The sequence below is a fragment of the Aerococcus sp. HMSC23C02 genome, from assembly GCF_001806805.1.
Classification (GTDB): Bacteria; Bacillota; Bacilli; order Lactobacillales; family Aerococcaceae; genus Aerococcus; species Aerococcus sanguinicola.
The window spans coordinates 216,346-243,107 of the sequence record NZ_KV786043.1 but is presented as its reverse complement, the minus strand read 5'-3'; the positions used below and the strand labels follow the sequence as shown (position 1 = coordinate 243,107).

At 46.6% G+C, this 26,762-nt stretch carries 23 protein-coding genes; 5 read left to right on the top strand and 18 right to left on the bottom strand.

The annotated features are described in order from the left end of the window. Window positions 1-87 precede the first annotated feature (87 nt). The 5 genes from dnaJ to HMPREF3090_RS02500 all read right to left on the bottom strand — a co-directional run bounded on the left by dnaJ (window position 88) and on the right by HMPREF3090_RS02500 (window position 5,980). On the bottom strand, window positions 88-1,257 hold the full coding sequence (dnaJ, locus tag HMPREF3090_RS02520; protein WP_067976130.1) for a molecular chaperone DnaJ: 1,170 nt from the start codon (window positions 1,255-1,257) through the stop codon (window positions 88-90). A gap of 92 nt (window positions 1,258-1,349) precedes the next feature. After that, window positions 1,350-3,173 carry a molecular chaperone DnaK gene (gene dnaK, locus HMPREF3090_RS02515; RefSeq protein WP_067976127.1) on the bottom strand — a complete coding sequence of 608 codons (1,824 nt, stop codon included), beginning with the start codon at window positions 3,171-3,173 and terminating at the stop codon, window positions 1,350-1,352. A gap of 58 nt (window positions 3,174-3,231) precedes the next feature. Then, window positions 3,232-3,801: a nucleotide exchange factor GrpE gene (grpE, locus tag HMPREF3090_RS02510; RefSeq protein WP_067976124.1), complete on the bottom strand. Its 570-nt coding sequence runs from the start codon at window positions 3,799-3,801 to the stop codon at window positions 3,232-3,234. 18 nt (window positions 3,802-3,819) lie between these two features. Continuing rightward, window positions 3,820-4,881, bottom strand: coding sequence for a heat-inducible transcriptional repressor HrcA (gene hrcA, locus HMPREF3090_RS02505; RefSeq protein ID WP_067976120.1), 1,062 nt, complete (start codon window positions 4,879-4,881; stop codon window positions 3,820-3,822). A gap of 247 nt (window positions 4,882-5,128) precedes the next feature. Continuing rightward, window positions 5,129-5,980 (bottom strand): MetQ/NlpA family ABC transporter substrate-binding protein, encoded by an 852-nt coding sequence (locus HMPREF3090_RS02500; RefSeq protein ID WP_070485844.1) that lies wholly within the window; start codon window positions 5,978-5,980, stop codon window positions 5,129-5,131. A gap of 191 nt (window positions 5,981-6,171) precedes the next feature. On the opposite strand from HMPREF3090_RS02500, the gene HMPREF3090_RS02495 reads away from it, so the two are divergent. The 4 genes from HMPREF3090_RS02495 to HMPREF3090_RS02480 all read left to right on the top strand — a co-directional run bounded on the left by HMPREF3090_RS02495 (window position 6,172) and on the right by HMPREF3090_RS02480 (window position 10,237). Then, on the top strand, window positions 6,172-6,918 hold the full coding sequence (locus HMPREF3090_RS02495) for a LytS/YhcK type 5TM receptor domain-containing protein (RefSeq protein ID WP_070485842.1): 747 nt from the start codon (window positions 6,172-6,174) through the stop codon (window positions 6,916-6,918). Next, window positions 6,848-7,882 carry a sensor histidine kinase gene (locus tag HMPREF3090_RS02490; protein ID WP_148130126.1) on the top strand — a complete coding sequence of 345 codons (1,035 nt, stop codon included), beginning with the start codon at window positions 6,848-6,850 and terminating at the stop codon, window positions 7,880-7,882. The genes HMPREF3090_RS02495 and HMPREF3090_RS02490 overlap by 71 nt, the downstream gene beginning before the upstream one ends. Continuing rightward, the gene (locus HMPREF3090_RS02485; protein WP_070485839.1) at window positions 7,882-8,592 is read left to right on the top strand and encodes a LytR/AlgR family response regulator transcription factor; all 711 of its coding nucleotides are present in this window, start codon (window positions 7,882-7,884) and stop codon (window positions 8,590-8,592) included. The genes HMPREF3090_RS02490 and HMPREF3090_RS02485 overlap by 1 nt, the downstream gene beginning before the upstream one ends. Window positions 8,593-8,749: 157 nt before the next feature. Then, window positions 8,750-10,237, top strand: a complete 1,488-nt coding sequence (locus HMPREF3090_RS02480) for a carbon starvation CstA family protein (protein ID WP_067976110.1) — start codon at window positions 8,750-8,752, stop codon at window positions 10,235-10,237. Between the two features lie 67 nt (window positions 10,238-10,304). On the opposite strand, the gene hemW is transcribed toward HMPREF3090_RS02480, so the two are convergent. The 3 genes from hemW to truB are packed head-to-tail and all read right to left on the bottom strand — an operon-like array spanning window position 10,305 to window position 13,344. Continuing rightward, a complete protein-coding gene (gene hemW, locus HMPREF3090_RS02475) occupies window positions 10,305-11,459 on the bottom strand; it encodes a radical SAM family heme chaperone HemW (protein WP_067976108.1) in 1,155 nt (384 codons plus the stop codon). Beyond that, window positions 11,456-12,421 (bottom strand): riboflavin biosynthesis protein RibF, encoded by a 966-nt coding sequence (gene ribF / locus HMPREF3090_RS02470; protein ID WP_070485837.1) that lies wholly within the window; start codon window positions 12,419-12,421, stop codon window positions 11,456-11,458. Before ribF ends, hemW begins: the two co-directional genes overlap by 4 nt. Window positions 12,422-12,432: 11 nt before the next feature. Continuing rightward, window positions 12,433-13,344, bottom strand: coding sequence for a tRNA pseudouridine(55) synthase TruB (gene truB / locus HMPREF3090_RS02465; RefSeq protein ID WP_067976104.1), 912 nt, complete (start codon window positions 13,342-13,344; stop codon window positions 12,433-12,435). A 139-nt stretch (window positions 13,345-13,483) separates the two neighbouring features. Here truB and HMPREF3090_RS02460 point away from each other — a divergent pair, with 139 nt between their 5' ends. Then, window positions 13,484-14,491: an MsnO8 family LLM class oxidoreductase gene (locus HMPREF3090_RS02460; protein WP_067976101.1), complete on the top strand. Its 1,008-nt coding sequence runs from the start codon at window positions 13,484-13,486 to the stop codon at window positions 14,489-14,491. A gap of 78 nt (window positions 14,492-14,569) precedes the next feature. On the opposite strand, the gene rbfA is transcribed toward HMPREF3090_RS02460, so the two are convergent. The 10 genes from rbfA to HMPREF3090_RS02410 all read right to left on the bottom strand — a co-directional run bounded on the left by rbfA (window position 14,570) and on the right by HMPREF3090_RS02410 (window position 26,685). Beyond that, on the bottom strand, window positions 14,570-14,923 hold the full coding sequence (gene rbfA / locus HMPREF3090_RS02455) for a 30S ribosome-binding factor RbfA (RefSeq protein WP_067976099.1): 354 nt from the start codon (window positions 14,921-14,923) through the stop codon (window positions 14,570-14,572). 13 nt (window positions 14,924-14,936) lie between these two features. After that, on the bottom strand, window positions 14,937-17,117 hold the full coding sequence (infB, locus tag HMPREF3090_RS02450; RefSeq protein WP_067976096.1) for a translation initiation factor IF-2: 2,181 nt from the start codon (window positions 17,115-17,117) through the stop codon (window positions 14,937-14,939). Between the two features lie 63 nt (window positions 17,118-17,180). Further along, a complete protein-coding gene (locus tag HMPREF3090_RS02445; RefSeq protein ID WP_067976093.1) occupies window positions 17,181-17,468 on the bottom strand; it encodes a L7Ae/L30e/S12e/Gadd45 family ribosomal protein in 288 nt (95 codons plus the stop codon). After that, complete coding sequence (rnpM, locus tag HMPREF3090_RS02440) at window positions 17,455-17,757, bottom strand: RNase P modulator RnpM (protein ID WP_067976090.1); 303 nt, start codon at window positions 17,755-17,757, stop codon at window positions 17,455-17,457. The genes HMPREF3090_RS02445 and rnpM overlap by 14 nt, the downstream gene beginning before the upstream one ends. A gap of 31 nt (window positions 17,758-17,788) precedes the next feature. Further along, the gene (gene nusA, locus HMPREF3090_RS02435) at window positions 17,789-19,126 is read right to left on the bottom strand and encodes a transcription termination factor NusA (RefSeq protein ID WP_067976086.1); all 1,338 of its coding nucleotides are present in this window, start codon (window positions 19,124-19,126) and stop codon (window positions 17,789-17,791) included. Between the two features lie 20 nt (window positions 19,127-19,146). Further along, a complete protein-coding gene (gene rimP / locus HMPREF3090_RS02430) occupies window positions 19,147-19,620 on the bottom strand; it encodes a ribosome maturation factor RimP (protein WP_067976083.1) in 474 nt (157 codons plus the stop codon). Window positions 19,621-19,737: 117 nt separating this feature from the next. Further along, entirely contained in the window at window positions 19,738-20,412 is a 675-nt protein-coding gene (locus HMPREF3090_RS02425; protein WP_067976079.1) for a P-II family nitrogen regulator, read from the bottom strand. A 22-nt stretch (window positions 20,413-20,434) separates the two neighbouring features. Beyond that, the gene (locus tag HMPREF3090_RS02420) at window positions 20,435-21,904 is read right to left on the bottom strand and encodes a DUF1538 domain-containing protein (RefSeq protein ID WP_067976076.1); all 1,470 of its coding nucleotides are present in this window, start codon (window positions 21,902-21,904) and stop codon (window positions 20,435-20,437) included. Window positions 21,905-21,942: 38 nt separating this feature from the next. Next, the gene (locus HMPREF3090_RS02415) at window positions 21,943-22,257 is read right to left on the bottom strand and encodes a P-II family nitrogen regulator (protein ID WP_067976073.1); all 315 of its coding nucleotides are present in this window, start codon (window positions 22,255-22,257) and stop codon (window positions 21,943-21,945) included. A gap of 129 nt (window positions 22,258-22,386) precedes the next feature. After that, entirely contained in the window at window positions 22,387-26,685 is a 4,299-nt protein-coding gene (locus HMPREF3090_RS02410) for a PolC-type DNA polymerase III (protein ID WP_070485835.1), read from the bottom strand. Window positions 26,686-26,762 lie beyond the last annotated feature (77 nt).

Here is a 26,762-nt window from a genome sequence, read left to right as displayed (position 1 = left end):
TGGAAATGAAAGCACAAAGAAAAACTACCCACCAGACTTAGCGATGGAGCTAAATCTAGCGAGTAGTTTCTTCCCTGCTTTAAAGTCTTAATCTTTAAAACGGTTTTTCAATTTTTCAAAGAAATTTTGTTCTTCTTCCGTCACATTATCACCTGAAGCCTCAGCAAATTGACGGAGTGCTTCTTTTTGTTTGTCGTTAAGATTTTTCGGTGTGACAACCTTGACTGTGACATGTTGGTCACCGGTTGAATTGGAATTAATCTTAGCGACCCCCTTGCCCCGCAAGCGGAAGTTATCCCCGGACTGAGTTCCTGCTGGGATCTTCATCTTCACCTTGCCGTGGACAGTTGGAATTTCTACCTCATCGCCGAGAGCAGCTTGAGCGAAATTAATGGGGTATTCAAAGTAAATATCAGCGCCCCGGCGGTCAAAGATATCACTCTCTTGAACCCTAAAGACAACATAAAGGTCGCCTTTAGGTCCTCGGTTATAACCAGCGTTCCCTTGGTCAGCTAGGCGCATGCTTTGGCCATCATCCACACCGGCAGGAATATTAACCTTAACGGTGTGGGTAACGGTTTCACGGCCAGAGCCATGGCAGTGATCACATTTGTGTTCAATAACTTCCCCTTCTCCATCACAGTTAGGGCAAGTCGTTTGGGTCTGCATCCTGCCGAATGGCGTGTCACGAGTTTGGTTGACAACCCCGCTCCCGTTACATTGCTGACAGCGTTTGGCTGCCGTACCAGGCTTAGCCCCCTTACCATTACAAACATGACACTCTTCCTCGCGCTTATACTTAATGGTCTTTTCAACCCCAAAGACGGCTTCCTTAAAGCTTAAGTCGATGGTGTACTGCAAGTCATCCCCTTGGCGAGGCGCATTCGGATTGCGAGCATGGCCAGATGAGAAACCACCGAAGCCGCCGAAGCTCGATCCTCCACCAAAGAATTGGGAGAAGATATCTTCAAAGTCGGAGCCCGTATAAGATTGATAGCTACCTTGGCCACCACCGAAGCCGCCAAAGCCACCTTGAGCCCCGGCATGGCCAAACTGATCATACTGAGACCGCTTCTGTTCATCACTCAAGACTTCATAAGCTTCCGTAATTTCTTTAAATTTTTCCTCAGCATCGGAGGCGTCGCTAATATCAGGGTGGTATTTTTTAGATAGCTTGCGGTAAGCTTTTTTTATTTCTGCTTGGCTAGCGTCCTTAGAAACGCCTAGAATATCATAATAATCACGTTGTGTTGCCACGCGCTTCCCTCCTATCTCATCTTCTTATCCGTTAACTTTCAAAAGAAAACCCCCTGCCCTTGGCGCAGAACAGGGGATAAACTCGAACTTAATTAGTCATTATCGACTTCTTCAAAGTCAGCGTCAACGGAGCCATCATCATTTTTGCCATCTTCTTCACCATTTTGAGCGTCAGCTTCTGCTTGAGCTTGTTGGTAAAGTTGGACCGTTAGATTTTGAAGGACTTCGTTCAATTCATCTTTCTTGGTACGCATGTCATCCAAGTTATTGGCTTCTTGGGCAGCCTTCAATTCATCTTTCAGGCTATTGGCCTTATCGATTTCAGCTTGGTCAACCTTACCTTCCACGTCTTTAGTGGTTTTTTCGGTTTGGAAGATCAATTGTTCCACTTCATTCTTCAAGTCAGCTTCTTCTTTACGTTTTTCGTCTTCAGCTGCGTTAGCTTCGGCGTCCTTCATCATCCGGTCGATTTCTTCTTCAGTTAAGCCGGAATTGGATTGGATAGTGATGGCTTGTTCTTTACCGGTACCTTTATCCTTAGCGCTAACATTAACGATCCCGTTCTTATCGATATCGAAAGTAACTTCGATTTGTGGAACACCACGAGGGGCTGGGTTGATATCAGTTAATTGGAAGCGTCCTAAAGTCTTGTTGTCTTCTGCCATTGGGCGTTCACCTTGGAGAACGTGAATGTCTACGGCTGGTTGGTTGTCAGCTGCAGTTGAGAAGACTTGAGATTTAGAAGTTGGAATGGTTGTATTCCGGTCGATTAACTTGGTGAAGACACCACCCATGGTTTCGATACCTAGTGATAATGGGGTAACGTCTAAGAGTACAACGTCCTTCACATCACCTGTAATTACCCCACCTTGGATAGCGGCACCCATGGCAACCACTTCGTCAGGGTTAACAGAACGGTTAGGATCTTTACCTGTTTGTGATTTTACAGCATCTACAACAGCCGGAATACGAGTAGAACCCCCAACTAAGATCACTTCATCGATATCTGAAGCTTTAAGGCCAGCATCAGCTAAGGCTTGTTGGACAGGTTTCTTGGTCCGTTCAACCAAGTCAGCCGTTAATTCATTGAACTTAGCCCGGCTTAAAGTAGTTTCTAAGTGTAGAGGACCGGATTCACCAGCTGAAATGAAAGGTAAGCTGATTTGGGTTGAAGTAACCCCTGACAAGTCTTTCTTAGCTTTTTCAGCAGCATCTTTTAGACGTTGCATGGCCATCTTGTCAGACGAGAGGTCAATCCCGTTTTCCTTCTTAAAGTCTTCAACTAAGAAGTCAACGATCTTGTTATCGAAGTCGTCCCCACCGAGTTCATTGTCACCAGCAGTGGATAGAACTTCAAAGACACCGTCGCCTAATTCAAGGATGGAGACGTCGAAGGTCCCACCACCCAAGTCAAAGACGAGGACTTGTTCTTCAGAATCGGTCTTGTCTAAGCCATAAGCTAGGGCAGCTGCCGTTGGTTCGTTAACAATCCGGTCAACCTTCAAACCAGCGATTTGACCAGCGTCTTTAGTTGCTTGACGTTGGGCATCGTTAAAGTAAGCAGGAACGGTAATCACGGCATTGCTTACCGTTTCGCCTAGATAGTCTTCCGCATATTTCTTCAGGTATTGAAGAATCATGGCAGAGATTTCTTCAGGGGTATAATCTTTATCATTTAAGTGAACCTTGTAACCTGATTCACCCATGTGACGTTTGATGGATGCAACCGAATTAGGGTTGGTAACCATTTGACGTTTGGCTACTTCACCGACTGATGATTCCCCATCTTTAAAGGATACAACAGATGGTGTCGTCCGGTTACCTTCTGGGTTTGGAATAATCTTAGGTTCGCCACCTTCAAGTACTGCGACAGCTGAGTTTGTAGTCCCTAAGTCAATACCAATAATTTTTGCCATAATTTAAAATCTCCTTTTCTTCGATTATTCGCTCTGTAGCGTGAACATTAGTCTTTTTTTATTGTGCAATGATAACCATTGCGGGTCTTAAGACGCGGTCCTTTAAGACATAACCTTTTTGGTAAACTTCAACAATTTCTTCTGCTTCCTGGCCTTCTTCAGCAGGCACAGAAGAAACGGATTGGTGGAAGTTCGGGTCAAAGGCTTCACCGACTGGATCGATTACCTCAACCCCTTCTGCCTTCAAGGCTTCAAGCAAGCTTTGGTGGACCATCTCAACCCCCTTCTTCAGATTATTGGACGCTTCGTCATCAGCTTCAATGGCTAAGGCGCGTTCCAAATTATCTAGGGAAGGAAGAATAGCTTGGGCCAAACTTTGTGACCGGTACTTGGCCGCATCTTGTCTTTCATTAGCATTTCGGCGCTGGATATTTTTAATTTCAGCAGATAAACGTAAGATTTGATCATCTTTTTGCGCGATCTTATCTTCCAATTCAGCCACCGGATCTGCTTGACTTTCTTCTTTTTCTATATTTTCTTCATTTGTTTCAGTTTGTTCGTCGACTTCTTCATTAGAAACTTTCTCTTTTTCTTCTTTTGTTTCGAAATCTTTTTCCTGATCTGACACTTGAGTAAAGCCTCCTTTTTAATTTTGTCTTAATTCATTGCTCTCGTCCAAATACCTGCGAATGGCAGATCGCATCCCATTAAAAAGCTGAGCAACCTGCAAATAAGACATGGTTTCTGGACCGAGAATCGCAAATGTAATCTGATTAGCAGGATCTTCTTCACCAATTGTTGAAGTCATTAAACTCATATGCTTGAGTCGCTTATCTTCTAATTCCTTGCCGATGCGAATCTGAATACCGGTTTGAGGTTCCTCGATTAACTGGGTAACCACATCTTGGTCGCTCAATAAGGCATTAAGATTTAAGATTTGATCAATCTCTTCTTTTTCCGATAATGTTTGATAAAACTTATCCGTGCCTTGTATATTGAGCCTCTCTTCATTTAATTTCATCAGCAGGCTTTGAATGAGTAGCTCTTTCTCAAGTAAATGTTGGACTGAACGATCCAAATAGTGGATATAGTCTTGGCGCAAACGCAGGACGACTTCATAGAGCGGCAGTCCCACTAGCTCTTCATTCACCAAATGAACAAGTTGGTCAAGCGCCCCTTCGTCCAATCCTTCAGGAATCGTGAAGACTTGATTTTCAACAGCTTCTTGGTCAGTAATGAGAATCGCCATTGCCTTGTGTGGTGTCATGCCAACAATCCGAAAGGCAGCTAAGCGATGGTGGGTCACTTGGGGGCCCAAAGCAATCGCAACGTAACTTGTCAGTTCAGCCATTGCCTCCGTTGACCGAGCAATGATGTCGGCCAACTGGGTATAGGGCGAAGCAAAAATCTCTTCAACCCGCTCAGCCTGGTCTCGACTTAGACCGCGATCAATTAGTCCCCCATAACGGGGCAAAATATAATTGATATAATAGCGGTAGCCTGACTCAGTCGGCACCCGCCCTGAAGACGAATGCATCTTCGTTAACAAGCCAAGTTTCTCCAAATAACTCATCTCATTACGGATAGTCGCTGAACTTGCATTAATGTGGGGATCACCGGCTAAGGCCTTGGACCCCACTGGCTCAGCAAGGGACGCGTGAGCATCGATCACTGCCTGCAAGATCAGCATTTGTCTTTCTGTTAACATGTTCTCACCTCTTTAGCACTTGGCGACTTCAACTGCTAACACATATAATATATCATGTTCAGAAATGAATGTCAACAATAGTCAAACATTTTTTTTGATCTTTTAACTAGAGAAATTATATGCGCACTGGGTCAAAGATCTAAAGTATTTGCTTAGGCTAAAGAGTCCTAGTTTCAAAGGTTAAGGGATGCCCATTTTAAATAAAAAAGCCATGAACAAATTGAACATGACTTTTGGTTAGTGCCTCTTACTTCTCGTATTGACTGGCTGCTTGAATTTCTTCCTGGTCTAATTTAACCGGCTGTTTAGTCCCTTTAAATTTTTCCTTAACAAAATTTTGAACATCCTCTGAATGGTAGAGGTCGAGAAGTTTTTTAAGGGCTTCTTTATTGGGATGGTCCTTGGCAACCGCAAGGATATTGACGCTGCCCAGAGTATCGTCATTGACACTTTCCTTATAGATCGTATCCTCTTCTAGGTCCAAGCCTGCTTCCATAGCAATCGTGTTCCCGATGCAGGCCGCATCTAGGTCAGTCAAGCTGCGTGGTAGGGTATTCTCATTCATCACGTCAAAATTTAATTGTTTGGGGTTGGCTTGGATATCATCCACACTGTAGAGGCTCTTCTCTTCATCTGTTAACTCAATTAAGCCCGCTGCTTGAAGCAAGAGCAAGGCCCGGGACTGGTCAGAAGGATAGTCAGCTAAGCCGATATGAGCCCCTTGGTCCAGGTCTTCCAACTTGTCCAATTTAGCGGAATACAAGCCCATGGGTTCAAAATATGTCGATCCCAGGGCTTCAAGGGAGTCGCCTTGTTCTTGGTTGAAGCTATTCATGTAGGCAAAATTCTGGAAGGCATTGACATCAACCTCTCCTTCAGCCGTCGCTGTATTGAGAACTGGACCTTCGACAAAATCTTTAACCTCAATCTCAAAACCAGCCTCCTTAGCTGCATCCGACTTAGCAATATAGCGCCAGATTTCAGCATCCGAAGCCTTAGAACCAATTAATACCTTCTGTTGCCCCTTCTGTCCCTGGCAGGCTCCTAATAAGAAGACCAAGGAGACCAGGAGGACCAATCGCCATCCTTTTCTTATCATCTAATCATTCCTTTCTAATAAAAACACTTTATTCTTATTATAATGACAAAATCAAAAATTGTAAGAGGCAATCTTAAGCCTCTAGTCGCTTTTGGGAGAATCTGTTAAACTTAGCAGTAGTTAAAGAAAAACGACCAATGTGTATATAACTGCTCAACCCAACTATTTTTTCATGAAGAGAGGCTCGTTAAATGCTTGAACTTTTTATGCTGTTGATGGAGCGGGCCGGCTTGATGGTTCTTCTCGCCTACGCCCTCCTCTATATTCCCCGCTTCAAGGAGGCCCTGGTCAACCGTCAATCAAAAAAAGACTACCTGGTCTTATTGGTTGTCTTTGCTGCCTTCACGGTCTTTGCCAATATTTCTGGGATTGAAATCCTCGCTTCAAGGGAGATTGTTCCCGTTCATACCTGGTCCATCCAGGCGGGCTCTGCTATTGCTAACTTCCGGGTGGTTATTATCGGTATCGCCGGTCTAGTTGGTGGCTTTGCCCTGAGCTTGCCCATTGCTGGTCTATCGGCTTTAATCCGCTGGCTCCAGGGTGGGGACACGGCATATATCTATGTGACGTCCTCCCTCTGTATCGGCTTAGCAGCAGCCTATCTCGGTCAGTTTTTCCCCAGTTCGCTCAAGGCTATCCAAGTCCGCCAGGCCGCTCTCTCGCTTATGGGCTTAGAGCTAATCCAATTGGCCCTGATTGCCCTCCTCTCTCCTTCTAGCCAGGAAGCCCATTCCCTCCTTCAAGTCATTGCCCTACCTATGCTAGTAACGGATGGTCTAGGAATCTGGCTTTTTTTTGAGCGTTATCCAACAAAGTTTGCGCGACTTAGAGTGGGCGAAGATTTCCCAGACCAAGAATATTTTCCTGGTGACCCAAAAGATTCTGCCCTACTTCTCCAGTCGAATGACCCAAGAGAGTGCAGAGATCATTTCACTTAAACTCTATGAGAGCTTCGACCTCCGAGCCATCGCCGTCTATAGCCCCAAGAGCCAGCTCTACGCCTATCCCAAGTCACTCGCCCTCAGTCATGACCAAATCAACTATTTTTGGCAAGCCTACCATGGTCAAGTCAAGCCAGGACAGCTCATCCAAGTTGGCGATTTCCTCTCCCTGCCCATCTTCGTCAAGGAAGACTTGCACAGCCTTTTTATCCTAGAATTCAATAGCCATGCGGAACCCAATCCCTTGATCGAAGAAATCCTCCTTGGGCTTTCCCAGATTCTCTCCATGCAATACGAATTAAAAATTGCTGACCAGAACACCCGGCTTTTGAAGGATGCTGAAATTAAGTCGCTCCAAGCCCAGGTCAACCCCCACTTCTTCTTCAATGCCATGAACACCATCAGTTCCTTAGTGCGTTTAGATCCCAACCGCGCCCGGCAACTCCTGATTGAATTGAGCCACTATTTCCGGGCCAATCTGAATGGGGCCCGCAATGAAAAAATTAGCATCAGCCAGGAATTGGAACATATCCAAGCCTATCTTTCCATTATCCAAGCGCGTTTCCCTGACCGCTATCATATTTCAAAGGAGATTGATCCCGCTAGCCTGGACCTCTTAATTCCTCCTTTTGTCCTCCAAATGTTAGTTGAGAATGCCATCCAGCATGCCTTTGAAAATAAGGCAAACAAGAGCGACCAGGCTCTGACCATCAGGGTACAGGTCCAAGACCAAGAACTGGCCTTAAGCGTCAGCGACAATGGCTCTGGCATAGGGGAGGATAAATTAGCGGCGATCTTTAATAATGAAAGTGTTCCAAGCAAGGGGAACGGAACGGCCCTCAACAATATCCGCCAGCGTCTAAAAACCCTCTACAATGACCAGGCTCAGTTCGACATCGAGACCTCCCAGGCAGGCGCCCGAGTGAGCTGCCTCATCCCAATTGAAAGGAAGAATGACTAATGCATCTTTTACTTGTTGATGATGAACCCCTAGCCCGTGACGAACTCCAATACCTCATCCATAACCAACGCAAAGATTGGCAAATCGAAGAGGCTGCTAGTGTTGAAGAGGCCCTAACAGTGCTCTTGAGTCAGAAGATTGACCTAGTCTTTTTAGATGTGCAGTTAGTAGGCGAGACAGGCCTTAAAATTGCCGATGTCATCCGGCAGATGCCCAACCCCCCTCTAGTGGTCTTTGCGACGGCCTACCAGGAATATGCCCTGGATGCCTTCAACTTGGATGCCGTGGACTATATCATGAAACCCTTCGAAGAAGACCGTATCGAGCAGTGTATCCAAAAGATTGATCAACTAGCCAAGCGGCCACAAGCTGGTTCAAAAGCCAGTCCCAAACGTTTTCCCATCCAGGAAGGAGAGGCCATTGTCCTGCTCGACCAAGCGGACATCCAAGCCATTGTAGCAGAAGCAGGCAATACCCTTCTTTATACAAGTAGTCAGTCTTATAATAGTTCAGAGACCCTCAAGAGCTTTGCAGAAAAGCTAGCTGATCAAGATTTTCTCCAAGTCCACCGCTCTTATATCGTCCGCCTATCTGCCATCAAACGGATCGAACCCTATTTCAACCAAACTTATATGCTCAGCCTAGACCAGCTCAAGGTTCCAGTCAGTCGGTCCTATACGAAAATTTTCCGCGATAAGCTGGGCTTTTAAGTCCTAAAAAAGCGATCACAGGCGCCCGCATTTCACTGGCGCATTTAGTTAATTCAAGCGTCCCCCTAGTCATTTCGCGGCAAAAAGATTAAAAAAACTTTAAAATATGCTATCCTAACAACATATAAAGCGATTACATAAGAAAGGAGCACTTTATATGTTTACATTTTTAGGCGGCATTGCCCTATTGATCCTTGGCTATTTTGTTTACGGGCGCTTTGTCGAGCGGAACTTCCAGATTGAACCCAACCGGACAACACCGGCTGAGGCCCTCCGCGATAACTTAGACTTTGTTCCCATGTCTAAACAGAAGAATGCCATTATTGAATTGCTCAATATTGCCGGAACGGGTCCAATTTTTGGCCCAATTATGGGTGCCCTCTACGGTCCTGTAGCCTATCTTTGGATTATCATTGGCTGCATCTTTGCGGGAGCTGTCCATGACTATATGATCGGGATGATTTCCCTGCGTAATAATGGGGCTCACCTCCCCGAATTGACAGGACGTTATCTCGGAAATATTGTCAAGCATGTGGTTAATATTTTTGCCATGCTCTTACTTCTCCTGGTCGGGACGGTCTTTGTCATGTCCCCTGCCAGCCTTATTAAATTAATCTTACCTGCTGGCGTCCCACTGATCGGTATTGTGATTGCCATCTTTATCTACTACCTTATTTCAACGATCCTGCCGATTGATAAGGCCTTGGGTAAGGTCTATCCCTGGTTTGGTGCTATCCTAATCATTTCGACAGCAGCAATCGGCCTGCGCTTAATCATGGTCGACCATGCCTCTATGCCTGAATTAAGCCTGGCTACTTTGCAGAACTTCCACCCAGATAAATTAGCTATCTTCCCGGGTATGTTCTTCACCATCTCCTGTGGGGCCCTATCCGGCTTCCACGCCACCCAGGCACCCATGGTTTCTCGGACGATGACCAATGAACGCGAAGGCCGGTATACCTTCTATGGGATGATGATCGCTGAAGGGGTCATCGCCATGATTTGGCTAGCGGCTTCCCTCACCTTATTCGACGGTAAGACCCTAAGTGAAATGATTGCATCAGGTACACCATCTGTTGTCGTCAATGAGGTTTCTTACCTCCTGCTCGGTAGTATCTTCGGGACCCTAGCCATCATGGGAGTCATCGTCCTCCCGCTTTCGTCAGGACTTTCGGCCTTCCGCAGTCTGCGTGCTATCCTAGCTGACTACCTGAACATTAAACAAGATACGATGAAAAAGATCCTTGCGATCACCTTACCCCTCTATGCCATTTCCTTTGTCCTCACCTTCGTGGACTTTCAAGTGCTTTGGCGCTACTTTAACTGGGCCAACCAAGTGACCGCTGTGATTTCACTTCTTGTGTCTACCCGCTACCTCTATCTCAAGAGTCGCAATTACTTAATCACCCTGATTCCAAGCCTCTTCATGTTACTAGCAGTAGTGGTTTATATCTTGAGCGAACCAATCGGCTTTAGAATGTCCCTATCAACAACAACTTATATTGTAGGTTTCATTATCACAGCCCTTATCTTCGCCCTCTACTGGATCTCTGGCAAGCGCCAAAAAGCCGCACTCAGCCCCGATGATCCCCTCTTAAACGACCAACGTCCGATTAATGTCCAAGCTAGTAAACAAGAAATTTAATCAATAGCAAAAGCATCCCAGACCTCTGTCAAAGAGAATCTGGGATGCTTTTTCATTTTGATTGGCCCTAGTCGGTCTCGTCGGAGAGAAGAAAGGCTTGGAAGACCTCGTTACCGAGGAAAAGGCCATGGTGGCTTAAGGCAATATGGTCCTCATCGAAGACTATCAAGCCCTGGTCTAGGAGCTGGTCGATGGCATCCTGGTATAAGTCGTAGAGGTCGATGCCAAAGTCCGCCTTAAAGCGGGCCCGAGAAACTCCACCAGCTTCTCTTAAGCCCAGGAACATCTCTTCTTCTATGCGCTGTTCTAAGGATAATTCTTGCTTTCTAAGGATGGCATGGCCTTGGTCAGCCACAGCTTCGAGATAGTGCTGGATAGGGCCATGATTTTGATAACGCCAACCCTTCAAATAGCCATGAGCCCCTGCCCCAAAACCAAAATACTCGGCATTGTCCCAATAGGCCAAGTTATGCCGGGATTCATAGCCGGGCAGCCCATAATTAGAAACTTCATAATGGCGGCGGCCTGCTCCCTCCATAGCGTCAATAGCTACTTGGAACATCTCAGCTTCCAAATCCTGGCTAGGCAAGGGAAGTTTGCCCTGGCGCATCAAGTTATAGAAGACCGTCTTCTTCTCTAAGATCAAAGAATAAATGGAATAATGGGGCAGGTCTAGCTCTAAAGCCTGGTGTAAAGAATCTTCAAAATCAGCCAATGTTTGCTTCGGCAAGGCAAAAATTAAATCCATGGAAAGGTTGTCAAAGCCCATATCTTGGGCCAAACGGATACCGGCAACAGCTTCTTCAGCCGAGTGTTTACGGCCAATTTTTCGTAAGAGTTCATTATTAAAGGTCTGAACCCCGATACTCAGGCGGTTAACCCCTTGTGCTTTAAGCGTAGCTAACTTGTCAGCCGTGATGTCATTGGGATTGATTTCAAAAGAAATTTCCGCTTCTGGACTCAAGTCAATCAAAGGATAGAGAGACTGAAAGACCGCTTCAATCTGGGCTTCATTAAGGCTGGAAGGGGTCCCACCTCCCACATAAATGGTTTCAATTTTTTCCTGACCTAATTCTTGGGCAAAGGCCCGGTACTCGCATCCCAAAGCAGAGATGTAGTCATCCACTGGCTGGTTTTCGATAAAGACCTTGTTAAAGTCGCAATAGTAGCAGATATGATTACAGAAAGGAATGTGGATATAAATCGATTGTGCCAAGCTTATCCCTCATTCATTTCTTCTAAAGCCTGTTGGTCGAAATAAGTCGCTGTATCCAGGGCATCCTGGTGGAGCTGGGCCACTAAGGCTTCTGCCGAATCAAATTTTAATTCAGGCCTTAAATAAGCATGCCAGAAGACGGTCATGGTTTCCCCATAGATCTCTTCTTCAAAATCTAGCAAGTTAATTTCCACCGTCTGTTCGCGGTTGTCACCGAAAGTCACATTGTAACCAATCGATGCCATTCCCCGGTAGAGATGGTGGTTGAGCTCACATTCCACAGCGTAGACCCCAACGGCAGGGACTAAAACTTCCTCGCTAAAGCTTAAATTCGCCGTGGGATAGCCCAGGGTCCGTCCCCGCTTCTCGCCATGGATTACTGTGCCCTTGAAGAAGTAAGGGTGGCCCAGAGCCTGGTTGGCCGCTCCAAGTTGGCCTTCTTCAAGAAGGGTTTTGATCCGCCTACTACCAATCTTTTTGTTTTGGAAGGCGAGTTCAGGCACTTCAACGATCTCAAAGCGGCCCTTGGCATAGTCCGGCAGTGTCTGCATATTGGCAATATCCTTCTTACCATAAGTATAGTCAAAACCCGCCACCACAACAGCGGCATTCAAGCCAGCCATGTAGTGGTCAACAAATTCTTGGGGCGTTTGGTAGGCAAATTGACTAGTGTACTGGACGAGGTAGAGATAGTCCACACCATGGTGGGCCATTAGCCGCTCCTTAGCCTCAACTGTGGTTAAGTATTTCACCTCAGTTGGCTTGAGTTCTTGATACATGATGCTCGGCGCCATGTCAAAAGTCATAGCAACTAGGGGTAGGCGGCGCTTACTAGCCTCACGCCGAGCGGCCGCTAAGACCCGCTGATGGCCCCGGTGGACCCCATCAAAGAAACCTAGTGCTAGCACAATAGGCCCTTTTAGAACTTGGTCATTAGAGAATGGATGGTGTAATTTAATTGTCTGCATAGAATCCCTCACTAAAACATTTTTAATGGTTTCATTTGTTCCGATAAGTCTGGATGCTGGCCGTAGAGTGCCTTGAGCTGACCGTCGATATAAGCGCGCACGGGTAACTTGTCAGCCAATTCAGTAGGTAAATTTTCTTGATTCAGAACGGCCCCATTGGCCACCAATTTCTTTAAATGATCAGGAACTTGCCAGATCGGATATTGGGCCAAGAGCTCATCAAGGGGATGGAGGAAGGACTGGTCGTCGCCAGCTTCCATCATCGCTTTAATCTCTTCTAGACGGTAACAATCACTGGCTTTAAAGGGGGTCGAGGCTATCCGAGTCAGTTGGGTCATCGTCGCTTCTTGGCCGAAATAAGCGCCGAGGTCCGTCGCTAGGGTCCGAATATAGGTCCCCTTGCCGCACTTGACTTCAAATGGAAAGGTCAAACGTCCTTTATCTTTATTGTAAGTCATGGGGCCTGTCTGCGCAAAATAATCGACCCGGGCCTTGCGCTTGGGACGCTCAACTGTCTCCCCTGCACGGGCATAGTCATAGAGGCGGCGTCCCTTCACCTTGACCGCTGAGTACATCGGTGGCACCTGGTCAATCCAACCTTCTAGTGAGCTCAAACCTTCAGCTAAATCCTCATCGGTAAGTGGCATATCCAGAAAACTCTCAGCTACCACTTGGCCATCCAAGTCCTGGGTATCCGTAGCGAAACCTAGGCAAATTTCACCGCGATAGACCTTATCCTTATCCACCATAAAATCAACCAGCTTAGTCGCCTTACCAACACAAATAGGCAAGACCCCATCGACATTGGGGTCGAGAGTTCCTGTGTGTCCCACTTTTTTAGTCTTCAGTATTTTTCTAAGTTTAAAGACGCAGTCATGACTGGTCATGCCTTTTTCTTTCCATAAAGCAATAATCCCATCCATAAACAATCCTCCTTCTCCGTATCTCAGTCATTATAACAAATTCCCCTGGAAAGCTGAAGGTATCTGCTAAGGAATCTGGAATTTTTGCTTTCCTTCAAATAAGCTGATAGAATCTAATAAAAAGTAAGGAGGCCTTTACATGAAATTATCTGCTCTCGATCTCATTAGCCGGCCCAAGGATAAAAACTTAAGCCAGGCCTATGCCGACAGTATCCAACTCGCCCAGTACCTCGACCAAATCGGCTACCAGCGGATCTGGTATGCGGAACACCATGGCTCAGGAACGCACGGTTCTTCCGCTCCAGAAATCCTTGCTGCCTATGTGGCTGCTGCTAGCCAACAAATTCGTGTGGGGACGGGAGGGACCATGATCATGCACTATTCCCCTCTGAAGATTGCTGAAGTCTTCAAATCATTAGCCACGCTAGCTCCTGACCGGGTGGACCTCGGTATTGGACGGGCACCAGGCGGAGGACGTCAGGCAATCTATGCCCTGGGCCAAGGCGACCCCAACTGGCCGGATGATCTCTACCAAAAAACAGCGACCATTCTCCAATTCATCAGTGAAGAAGACCGGACAGACCCTCTCTATCAAGGGATTGAAGCCTCGCCCCAGGGACTTGAAAGCCTGCCCCAAGCTTGGATGCTAGGCTCGAGCGGTGACTCAGCGGGCCACAGTGGTCGTTTAGGAATGGGCTATAGCTTTGCCAAGTTCTTTGGGGTTAAAGCGCCGGTTGATATCTTCAACCACTACCGGCAAAGCTTCCGCCCAAGCGCCTTCCACCAAGAACCACAAACCATGTCGACCTATATGGTGGTCGCAGCAGACAGCCATGAAGAAGCAGACTACCAAGCTAAGTCCTTGGAAATCGCCCGCTTCGAACAGGCTCAAAACCGCTTTAACCCCATCTTATCTGCCGAAGAAGCTGCAGCTATCAACTTATCCCCTCAGGCCGAACACTTTATTCAAGAACAAGAAAAACGACGGATCTTCGTCAAAGGAACGGCCGAAGAAGTGCGCGATATTCTGCTGGAAGAAAAAGATCGCTATCAATTTGATGAAATCATGATCTACACGCCTCTAGCAGACCAAGATGCCCGGCGCCGGTCCTATCAATTAATCTACGACCAGCTCGCCCAAGCTTAAACCTTAAAAAGCAAGCCAGGAACTGGATGGATCCAGTCCTGGCTTGCTTTTTTGTCATTTAAAGAATAAAATCTTTTTCTATTTGTCTTCAGCTTTAATCTTATTCAACAAGGCATCGATATGCTCACCGTATTCGAGCGAACTATCGCGCTTAAAGCTTAATTCAGGTGTTTTATAAATTTGCAGGCGCTTACCAACTTCACTTCGGATAAGGCCAGATGCCTTGTCTAAGCCTTTTTGCACTTCTTCTCGCTTACTTTCGGACTTATCTAGAGTCGAATAGTAAACCGTGGCTTGTTGGAGGTCGCCAGTTACATCAACATCAGTGATGGTGACGTTTTCGACCCGGGGATCTTTGACCCGTTTTTGCAGGATGTCATTGACTTCCCGGAGGATTTCCTGGGCAACGCGTTCCACACGGTACTTAGCCATAATTTTTCACCTCTTATTTACGTTTAATTTCAACCATTTCGTAAGGTTCAATAATATCATCAACCTTGATATCGTTATAGTTTTCGATCATTAAGCCGCATTCAAAGCCCTTGCTGACTTCTTTCACATCGTCTTTGAAACGACGCAGAGAAGCCAATTCACCATCGTAGATAACAATATTATCGCGGATCACGCGGACCTTGCTAGAGCGACGAATCACACCGTTAGTGACATAGGCCCCACCGATGGTTCCGACTTTAGATACCTTGTAGGTTTCACGGATAACCACTTCACCTGTCACTTGTTCTTCGTATTCAGGATCAAGGAGGCCGGTCATGGCGTCTTCAATCTCTTGGATGGCATTATAGATGACATTGTGGAGACGGATTTCAACATCTTCAGCTTGGGCTTGGGCCTTAGCTTGAGGGGTTGGGCGTACGTTGAAGCCAATAATGATAGCGTTGGAAGCGGAAGCAAGGGTCACGTCACTTTCGTTTACCGCACCGACAGCACTGTGGACAATATCAACGCGAACATCTTCCACATCGATCTTCTTCAAGCTACCTGCTAGGGCTTCAGCTGAACCTTGGACGTCGGCCTTGATAATCACATTAACGGTCTTCATTTGACCTTCCTTAATGGTATCAAAGAGATTATCCAAGGTAACCTTGGTATGGGCTTGGCGACGTTCTTCTTGAGCCCGAGAAGCGCGTTCTTCACCTACCGTACGCGCTGTCTTCTCATCTTCAAAGACAACGAAGCGGTCCCCAGCTGAAGGCGCATTTTGCAGACCAGTGATTTCGACTGGAGTAGATGGGCTGGCGTCATGGATGCGGCGGCCCTGGTCATTGACCATGGTCCGAACCCGGCCATAGGTATCCCCAACAACAATAGCATCTCCAGTATGGAGGGTCCCATTTTGAACTAAGACCGTAGCAATGGCCCCACGATGGGCATCCAAGCGGGCTTCAATTACAGAGCCGATAGCATAGGTATCTGGGTTGGCCTTATATTCTTCCACTTCAGAGATCAGTAGAATCATTTCTAATAGTTCATCGATATTTTCCCCAAACTTAGCAGAAATATTGACAAAGATGGTGTCCCCGCCCCATTCTTCAGGGACTAGGCCGTATTCCATTAACTCATTTTTCACCCGGTCAGGATTGGCAGTTGGCTTATCGATCTTGTTGACAGCAACAATGATTGGCACATCAGCTGCTTTGGCATGGTTGATCGCTTCAACAGTCTGTGGCATTACGCCATCATCTGCCGCAACAACAATGATAACAATATCGGTAACGTCTGCCCCACGAGCCCGCATGGTAGTGAAGGCCGCGTGTCCTGGGGTATCGAGGAAGGTAATCAATTCATCATTGGCCTTGACCTGGTAGGCCCCGATGTGCTGGGTAATGCCCCCGGCTTCACCTTCAACCACATTGGCTTGACGCAAGTAATCCAATAAGGTGGTTTTCCCGTGGTCAACGTGACCCATAATCGTCACAACAGCGGGACGGCTCTTCAGCTTGTCTTCCTCTTCATTGGCTGCTTCTTCGAAGTAGTGGTCAAAGTCAGACCGGTCAACAATTACTTTTTCTTCGGCTTCAATGCCGTAATCATCGAGGATTAATTCAATGGCATCACGCTCTAGGGATTCGTTTTGAGTGGCCATGATCCCCATCATGAAGAGCTTCTTAATGATATCAGCTGGTGAGCGTTTAATTTTCTTAGCCAGCTCAGCCACTGTCATCCCGTCGGTAAAGACAACTTTTTCTGGAAGTTCCTTAGGCTTATTGTTCTTAGGTTGGTCATGGTGGATTTTCTTCCGTTTGTTGTAGTTTGGATGCTTGTGGTTGTTTTTATTCTGGTTACGCTGCCGTTTATTTTGATTTTTCTTCTTATTTTTGTTTTTGCTCATATTTCCTTTTGCCTGATCTTTCTTTGTTTTGCCCTTCTTGTCTTGGTCATTTGCTTTCGCTTTATTCGTGTTATTTTTCTTGGCCTTTTGCGTATTCTGGGCAGGCTTGTCCTGGTCCTTCTTCTTCGCTAGGGCTTGGTCAAGCTGTTTAATTTGATCATCAGACATTGAAGACATATGGCTCTTGAATTCTAGGCCGGCTTCTTTGGCTTTCTTCAATACTTCCTTACTGGATAAGTTCTTTTCTTTTGCGTACTCATAGACACGTTTTTTTGACATGTCATCACCTTCCCTTTATCTATGCACTCATATTTTTCTCTCCTATACTTACTTTAATTAGGCTTAGTCCAAAAACGCCTTGGCAAAACCAGAATCAGTTAGGGCACAAGTCGAACGTTTCTTGCCCAGTGCCTGGCTGATAGCTAGCGTATCATGGTCTAAGTTAATAGGTATCTTATAATATGAACATTTATCTTTAAATTTTTTTTGTGTCCGCGGGCTGGCATCATTGGCTACAAAAACCAACTTAGCTTGGCCTGAACGAATTGCCTTAAGCACTTGGTCTTCGCCACTCTCCAATTTACCCGCCACTTGGGCTAGGCCCAGGCGGTTTAACTTAGAATTCTTCATTTTCAAATAATTCCTTACGCGCCTTTTGGTGGGCAACGTAGGCTTTCAATTCTTCGTAGAATTCATCTGAAATATCGACATTGAGATGACGGTCCAGGAGATGTTTGTCCCAGGCTTTTTGGACGAGGTCTGAGTCCAAGCTCACATAAGCACCGCGGCCATTCATTTTACCGCTGGGGTCAATGGCGACTTCCTTTTCAGGTGTTCGGACCACACGCACTAAGTCCTTCTTAGGGACCTGTTCATTGGAGACCACACATTTCCGCATGGGAATTTTTTTCTTTTTCAAGGCTGTCCCTCCTTCAAGTCACTGGCTCGACCTAAATTTCAAAGTCCTCTTGTAAGTCGTCATAAGAGGTCTCGCTATCATTTTCGATATCGGCTACCGCATCTTCCATCTGGTCAGGGCCAAGATTGCCTTCTTCGATATCGTCAGCACGGAGACCTTGGTCATCTAGGTCCTCAGCAGCTACTTCTTCTTCAATAGCTTCCACTTCATCCGCAACCGCTAAAAGCTCATCATCTTCTGCTGGTTCAGCAGGCGCAGTGCCTTCCTCAGCCAGCACTTCTTCCTCAACCATCTCGGGATGGAAGAGCGCTTCATACTCTTCTGAAGCTTGGAAGGCATCGAATTCTTCTTCTGACTTAATATCAATCTTATAGTTGGTCAGTTTAGCCGCCAAGCGGGCATTTTGCCCCCGTTTCCCAATCGCTAGGGAAAGGTGGTGGTTAGGCACAACGACCACACAAGAGCGTTCATTAGGAACGAAGTGAACTTCTAGAACCTCTGCTGGATTCAGGGCATTCTTGATCAATTGGGCTGGATCTTCTGTCCATTCCACAATGTCCATATTCTCACCGTGAAGTTCATCCACAATGGTCTGTACACGCGAACCCCGTGGGCCAACGCAGGTTCCGACTGCGTCCACATTAGGGTCATGAGAGTAAACAGCCATCTTGGACCGGTCTCCAGCTTCACGGGCAATGGCCTTGATTTCAACCGTCCCATCATAAATCTCCGGTACTTCTTGTTCAAAAAGTCGCTTCAACATATTAGGATGGCTGCGACTGACATAAATTTGAGGGCCCTTAGTCGTATTTTCGACCCTTTCCACATAAACTTGGACACGATCGTGGGATTCAAAGTGTTCACCTGGAATTTGACCTTCTGGTGTTAAGGCCGCTTCGATCTTCCCTAGATTAATATAAACATAGCGACGGTCTTGACGCTCAACAGTCCCTGTCAATAGATCATCTTCATAATCGATAAATTCATTATAGATGATATTGCGTTCCGCCTCACGGATCCGTTGGGTAACCACTTGTTTAGCAGTTTGGGCAGCAATCCGGCCGAAGTCTTTAGGGGTGACCTCGAAGCGAATCTTATCCCCCACCTCATAAGCGGTATTCCGTTCGTGGGCCTCTTCCAAGGAAACTTCCAGGGTTGAGTCCATCACGAGGTCGACGACTTCTTTAACCGCATAGACCTTGATTTCACCCTTCTTCTCATCGAAGTGGACTTCCACGTTCTGTGCTTGTTTGTAATTACGCTTGTAAGCAGAAACAAGGGCTGCTTCCAAGGCTTCAATAATAACTTCCTTTGAAATTCCTTTTTCGTTTTCCAATGTTTCAAAGGCTTGAATTAATTCTTTTCCCATTCTAATCCCCTTTAACTCAATTAAAATTCAATGGCCAAACGAATTAAGGCCACAAGCTGACGCGGAATCGTCTTTTCAATCCGCCGCGTCTTATCTTTAACTTCTATGGTAAAAGCTTCTTCATCTGCTTGGAGGAGGCGTCCTTCCCATTCCTTAGCCCCTTCAAAGGCTTGATAGAGCTTGAGGTGGACCCATTTGCCAATGGAAGCTTGGATATCCGCCTCATTCTTCAGTGGACGCTCGGCACCGGGCGATGAAACTTCCAGATAATAAGCGCCAGGGATTGGATCAGGATCTGCTTGGTCTAAAATTTCTGATAAAACTTCTGAAACAGTCACACAGTCTTCAATGGTGACCCCTCCAAGCTTATCGATATAGATACGCAGATACCAATTCTTTCCTTCTTTTGTATATTCCATGTCGAACAAGTCATAAGCGAGTTCCTCTAACTTCGGCTCGATTAACGTTCTGACTTCATCAATGACTCTTGCCACACAATCCCCCACTTTCTATTTCATGAAAAAGAGTGAGCGTTCCCGCTCACTCCTCACTGGTCCCTTAATTACATTTATAGTTTAACATGATGCGCGCCAAATAGCAATGTTTTTAGACTAAAGCTCACTTGACACTTCGTCTGCTGGCTTGGGTGGAACGAGTCCACGTTTGGAATTCACGGGCACAGTGAACAAAATCCCGCGCCCTGGTTTGCATAAGTCTGTTTCAGTAATAATTTTATCTGAAATTTCTTGAACGAGAGCGCTTGGGATCACCATAACCACGATCTCTTTTTCAAGTTCAATCGGGAAGTTAAAGACCTTGCCCGTCTCATGCACACCTGTTCCACGCCCGTGCAGGATCGTTGCACCTCGGGCACCAGCTTCACGGGAAACTTCTACCACTTGGTCGCCCATCTGCCGGTCAACAATAACCGTCATCAGCTGGCTATCGGAAGCTTCTACCTGGCTTTCATCAAATGGGCTGTTAATCTGCTTACTGCCCTGGAAGCTAGAAATATCAAAGGAGAAGAGGACCCCCTTACCTTTGCGATCGAGCTTCAATTTGTCATTCAATTCTTGGTGGAGGCGTCCTTCTAGGGACTTATCCACTGCAATCAAAACGACTTCACGTTTGGAATCGTGAAAGCCGAGGGCATGGGCCAGACGACTGCTGATTGTACCTTCCGCACGAATCACTGTGCCTCCTGGCGCCCCAACTGCTTTAGCCGCTTTAATCAATTGGCTCGCGGTCCCAGCCTTGACGACTGCTAAGAATAATACGGTTTCCATTAGGCTAGTTGACAACCCCTTTCTATTCTTCAATTCCTGTCTTCTTGGTTTGAATCTTAAAGACTAAGCCGAGTAATTCTACCATAACCACGGGTACCATAGCAACAAAAGCTATGACGCCGAAAGCATCCAGGGCATCGGCATTGGGTAAGAAGTCCGCTGCACCCTGGGCAAAGGCCAAGATAAAGGTAGCGGTCATCGGGCCCGAAGCTACCCCACCCGCATCAAAGGCAATCCCGGTAAAGAGATTCGGTACCATAAAGGATAAGAGGATAGCTAGCCCAAAGCCTGGCAATAAGAAGTGCCAGATGGCTAAATTACTATTTAAAATTCTCACCATAGAAAGTCCTACAGCTAGGGCAACCCCGATAGACAAGGCCCCCATCAGAACCTTGTTGTGGATATGGCCCCCAGTGATGTCTTCCACCTGCTCACCCAGAACGTGGACAGCAGGTTCAGCTAGAACAACCACCATACCTAGGGTAAAGCCAGCAATAATCAGCCACCAATCACCCATTTCGGCAATGGCTTGGCCTAAGAAGTGGCCCATATCCATAAAACCTTGGTTAACGCCAACTAAGAAAATAGTCAAACCAACAACTGTATAGATAATCCCTTTAAAGATATCGCCGAGTTCTTGGCCCTTCAACTTAAAGTAGCGCCAATTCATGAAGATAAAGAATAAAACAATTGGAACCAAGGCAATCAAGGACTCTTTCAAAGTCGGCCAGATTGCAGCAAGGATGGGGCCGATTACACTGTTCGAATATTCCACCGTTGATTCAGCTGCCTGCAAGTCCGTTTGGGAAAAGAGGATTAAGAAAAGCACCGCCAGAATAGGGCCAGTTGACATCGCCCCAACTAGACCGAAGGAGTTTTCTTCTGCTTGTTTGCCCCCAGCTTTAGCTGCTAGAGCTCCCGATAAGGCCAAAATAAAGGGCGTCGTTAAAGCTCCTGTTGTTGCACCTGAGGCATCAAAGCCCATAGCAATCGCCGAATTATCGGAAAAAATAGCCAAGATAAGAATCAAAGCATAAACAATGGCGAAGAAATATTTCAAGGGAAAGTTCTTCAACAATCTGAAGACCCCAAAGGCAATCATAACACCAACTCCGACAGAGACAGCCACTACAGTCACTGTACCGGGCAAGACACCCGAAGTTGCATTTTCAATTTGCTGGCCGAGAATTAGTAAGTCTGGTTCCGCTATCGTTACCGCAAAACCAATAATAAAACTCAAAACAGCAATGGCAATTCGCGAGGGATTTCCTGCCACATGGTCCCCCAGATGGTTCCCAATCGGCGTCATCCCGATTTCAATGCCAAAGAGGAAGATGGTCAATCCCACTAAAATCAATACTGCCCCAATGACGAAACTCATCATCATGGTAGAGGGTACGTTAACAGCAAACATTGATATTAATAAAACAATAACAACTAGCGGAATGACAGAAAAAGCTACCTCTTTGAACTTATCGATTAAAACATCCATAAAGTCCTCCTTTTTCTCTCATGTTTTTTCTTTCAAATTTATCCTTCATATAATCCAGTCGTTTCATTGATCGGTAGGCTAAAAAGGATCCCAGTCCCTGGTTGGTTAAAGTCCAAGGCTTCAGCTATGGCTTGGCTGATACTATCTACTTGGTCAGCTTCGACTGCCATCATAACCAATTCTTTTTGTGGTTCGACATGGATATGGAAGGCCGATAGCTTGTCCTCATGCCCCGTGCCGCGGCCATGAAGCACAGTCGCTCCCTGGGCGCCGGCTTGCCGGGCTACCTCGATCACTTCATCACTGGTATCACGGTCTACAATGACCATAAGCATTTCTTTTCCTGTATTCACTGTCACAACTCCTTTCCTTAACGTTTCTTATTCTAGCCCAATAATTGGCTTTTTCATTTATTAATAGACCTACGTTACTATCATAGCATAATCATTTGAAAGAAAGCGAACAATCCGCTTGCTTGAACCCTAGAAGAGAGAAAGTTGGTTCTCTTCTGGCAAGCCGTTTAAGATGCCCTGCTCAGACATAAAGTCGATCGTCGACTGGGAGACCTTGCCCCGCTTCTTAAGGTCTTCCTTGGACAAGAATTCGGACTCTTGGCGAGCCTTAACAATTTGTTTGGCCACATTGAGTCCTAAGCCCGGAATGGCTCTAAAGGGGGCAATCAAGGTATCTTCCCCTTCAATCACAAAGTCTTGGGCATCGGACTTATAAAGATCGACCATCTTAAAGTTAAAGCCCCGCTCCCACATCTCATTGACAATTTCTAAGACGACTTGAACGGCATGGTCTTTGACCGCCGCATCATTACCTTTACTGTAGATCGCCTTGAGAGCTGTCTTCGTTGACTGGAGGCCATTCGCCATGGCGACGAGGTCAAAGTCATTGGCCCGGACACTAAGATAAGCACAGTAATACCAAATGGGATGGTGGACCTTGAACCAGGCCACCCGAATAGCATTGATTACATAGGCTGCTGCGTGAGCTTTAGGGAACATGTATTTAATTTTTTCACAGGACGCCATATACCATTGGGGGACTTGGTGCTCATTCATAATGGCCTTGTGTTCATCCGAGAGCCCCTTGCCCTTACGCACCTTTTCCATAATTTGGAAAGAATCACGTTCAGGAACCCCCTGGTGGATGAGGTAGACCATGATATCGTCCCGACAACCAATCACTTCAGACAGGGGCATGCCCTTCTCTCTAACCAGGACTTCCGCATTGCCTAGCCAAACATCCGTCCCGTGGGAGAGCCCCGAAATTTGGAGGAGTTCCGCAAAGGTCGAGGGATGGGTAGCTTCTAGCATTGACCGGGTAAAGGAGGTCCCAAATTCTGGAATCCCAAGGGTCCCCGTCTTGGAAAAGATATCTTCTGAACTAACGCCTAGGATCTCCGTCCCATTGAAGAGCTTGTAGACATCGGGATCATCCATGGGAATATCTTTTGGATCGATGCCGGATAAGTCTTGCAGCTTCCGAATAACCGTCGGATCATCGTGGCCTAGAATATCGAGTTTCAAGACATTATCGTGGATGGAGTGGAAGTCAAAGTGGGTGGTCTTCCATTCTGAATCCAAGTCATCGGCGGGGTATTGGACGGGCGTAAAGTCATAGACATCCATGTATTCCGGAATAACAATAATCCCCCCTGGGTGCTGGCCAGTGGTCCGTTTGACCCCTGTTGTGTGCTTAGCGAGAAAATCTTTTTCCGTTTTTCTAAGGTTCAAGTTATGGTCCTGGTTATAGCCTAGGACATAACCATAAGCCGTTTTATCAGCCACTGTAGAAATGGTTCCTGCTCGGTAGACATGGTCTTCCCCGAACATGACCTTGGTGAAGTTATGGGCCTGGGGCTGGTATTCACCCGAGAAGTTTAAGTCGATATCTGGTACCTTATCCCCCGCAAAGCCTAGGAAGGTTTCAAATGGAATATCGTGACCATCTTTATTCAGGGCGTGCCCACACTCTGGACAATCCTTATCTGGCAAGTCAAAACCAGAGCCGACACTCCCGTCCGTAAAGAAGTGGCTGTAAAAACAATTCGGACAAACATAGTGGGGGGCCAAGGGGTTAACCTCAGTAATTCCCAACATGGTAGCGACAAAGGAAGAGCCCACTGACCCCCGACTCCCTACAATGTAGCCGTCTGAATTGGATTTTTTTACTAATTTTTCAGAAATCAAGTAGACAACTGAGAAACCATTACCAATGATCGAGGTCAATTCTTTTTCTAGGCGCTTCTCGATAATTTCAGGCAAGTCCTCTCCATAAAGGGCATGAGCCTCGCGGTAGGAAGTTTCCCGGATTTCATCCTCGGCCCCATCAATATTTGGGGTATAGAGCTTATCTTTAAGGGGTTCCACAAATTCAATCTGGTCAAAAATTTTGTGGGTATTCTCTACCACAATTTCGTAGGCCTTATTTTCCCCTAAGAAGGCAAAGTCGTGGAGCATTTCGTCTGTCGTCCGGAAGTGAGCTTCGGGGAAAAACTTGGTACGGTTAGATTTAATCGAATTAATTAAAATTTCCCGGTAGAGCTTGTCTTGAGGATTTAGGTAGTGGACATCCCCCGTTGCTACTACTGGCTTATCGAGCTCTTCGCCGATTTCAATAATGGTTTTCATGATTTCTTCAAGCTCTGCCTCATCGTGGATTAAATTATCTTCAATCAGAGGCTTGTAGACCCCCTTAGGCATAATTTCCAGGTAATCATAGAATTCTGCCACCCGCTTGGCTTCTTCCTTGCCCTTCTGCATCACGGCTTCGAAGAATTCGCCCGAAGAACAGGCCGAACCCAGCAAGAGATTCTCCCGGTGGTCAGCTAAGAGTGACCGGGGCAGACGGGGCACCCGGTAGAAATAATCCACATTGGAAGCAGAGACGAGTTTGAAGAGGTCTTTGAGCCCTGCTTGGTTCTTAGTCAAGATGGTTACATGGAAAGGACGGCCGTGCTTATAGGCATCCCCTTTGCCGACATCCTGGTTAAGATCCTTATGGGAGTGGATATCGTGATTTTTGGCCGCTTCTTTGATAAAGATCCAAGCCAAGGCTCCTGTTGTTTCCGAGTCATAGATCGCCCGGTGGTGTTGCTCCAAGGAAACATTATAATGCTTGGCTAAGGTATTCAGTCGGTGGGACTTCATATTAGGATGGAGGAAGCGTGAGAGTTCCAGAGTATCAATGACAGGATTATCCGCCTCAGGCATGCCATGGCGGCTGTAGGCCTTGTTGATAAAGCCCATATCGAAAGAAGCATTATGGGCGACTAGGATGCAGCCTTCACAGAATCTTTGAAAGTCTGTCATTACATCTTCTTCCGATCTTGCCCCCTGTAGCATGGCGTCAGTAATCTTAGTTAGTTCAATAATATGGGCAGGCAAGGGGTAGCCTGGATTAATAAATTCCTCAAAGGTCTCTTCGACATTGCCCTTGTACATCTTGACTGCCGCTAATTCAATAATATGATTATAGGCAGCAGACAAGCCCGTCGTTTCCACGTCAAAAACTACATAATGGGCCTCGCTCAGGTCCACATCTTGAGGGTTGTAGGCAATCGGTACCCCGTCATCCACAACATTAGCTTCTAAGCCGTAGATCATGGCAATATCATTGGCCTTGGCAGCCTGGCTGGCCTCAGGGAAAGCTTGGACATTGCCGTGGTCCGTAACAGCAATGGCGGGCTGTCCCCAGGCCTTAGCTTGGGCGGCAAAGTCTGAAATGGTATTGGTCGCGTCTAAGGCCGACATATTGGAGTGGAGGTGGAGCTCAATCCGCTTCTTGCCTTCCTCCGCTTGGTCCTTGCGCCCCTCCTTAGTGATGACTTCGAGGTCACGACCCATTAGCACATAGTCGCGGGCAAACCGGTCGTCCATCCGGATTTCCCCTTGGACGCGAACCCACATCCCTTCTTCTAGACCTTCAAAGACGGCAATATCCTCATCATTGCGTGAGAACATAGTGACCAGATAAGCCGAGGTATAGTCAGAGAACTTCAGATTCAAAATCCGCCGGCCCGTTTTCAATTCTCGGACTTCTTTCTCGAAAATAACCCCTTCCATGGCAGCCCCATATTGTTCCTCTACATATGAGCGCATGGGTTGGAGCTTATCTACGGGCACAGATCGTCCAATCGCTAATTTACTAGGGCGGGGTTTGTCCTTAGCTTCCTTGGCCTGGCGGACACTGGCCTGCTTAGCCAGCTCCTGCTGTTCGCGTTCCAATTGTTCCTGGCGAGCTTCAAACTGGGCTTGGCGGTCATTAGCTGTCGCTTCATCCACAATCACTTGAAAGCGCACGTTAGAAAAACCGAGGACAAAGTAATTCTGTTTGATGACCTCTAAATAATTAGTCTCTAAAAAGGCTTGAATTTGCGGGTTGTCCACCCTTAAGATAAACTTTCCCCCCTCCCAAGTCGGCAATTGCTGGGTGAGAATCTGTTGGGCGAGACCATTAGAGATATGACTGCGTTCAACTACTACGGGCCAATAAGCCAGAACCTCCTCTGCCTCCCAGTCCTCTGCCCTAGAGCAGGTCAAGCCTAGGTCAACCTTAGCAATCGACTGGAAGCCAACTTGCAAAGCTTCTTCCAGGGCCTTAAATTGACTAGCCTTTAATTGCTTGGGAAAAGCTAGGGTAAATTGATAAAGGCGAGACTTGGTATGGACGGTCACATGGTCAATCCAACCCGCCTGAAAATTTGAATCGGAATCAGAAAAATTAATTTGCTTAAGCAAACGGTTAAAAGCTTCTTTCTTCTCTTCCAAAAGGACGCTCCTTTCTTAAAATAAAGAAGGGTAGGCGCTTGGTCCTAGGATAAGCTACACTCATCAACTACTTCCAT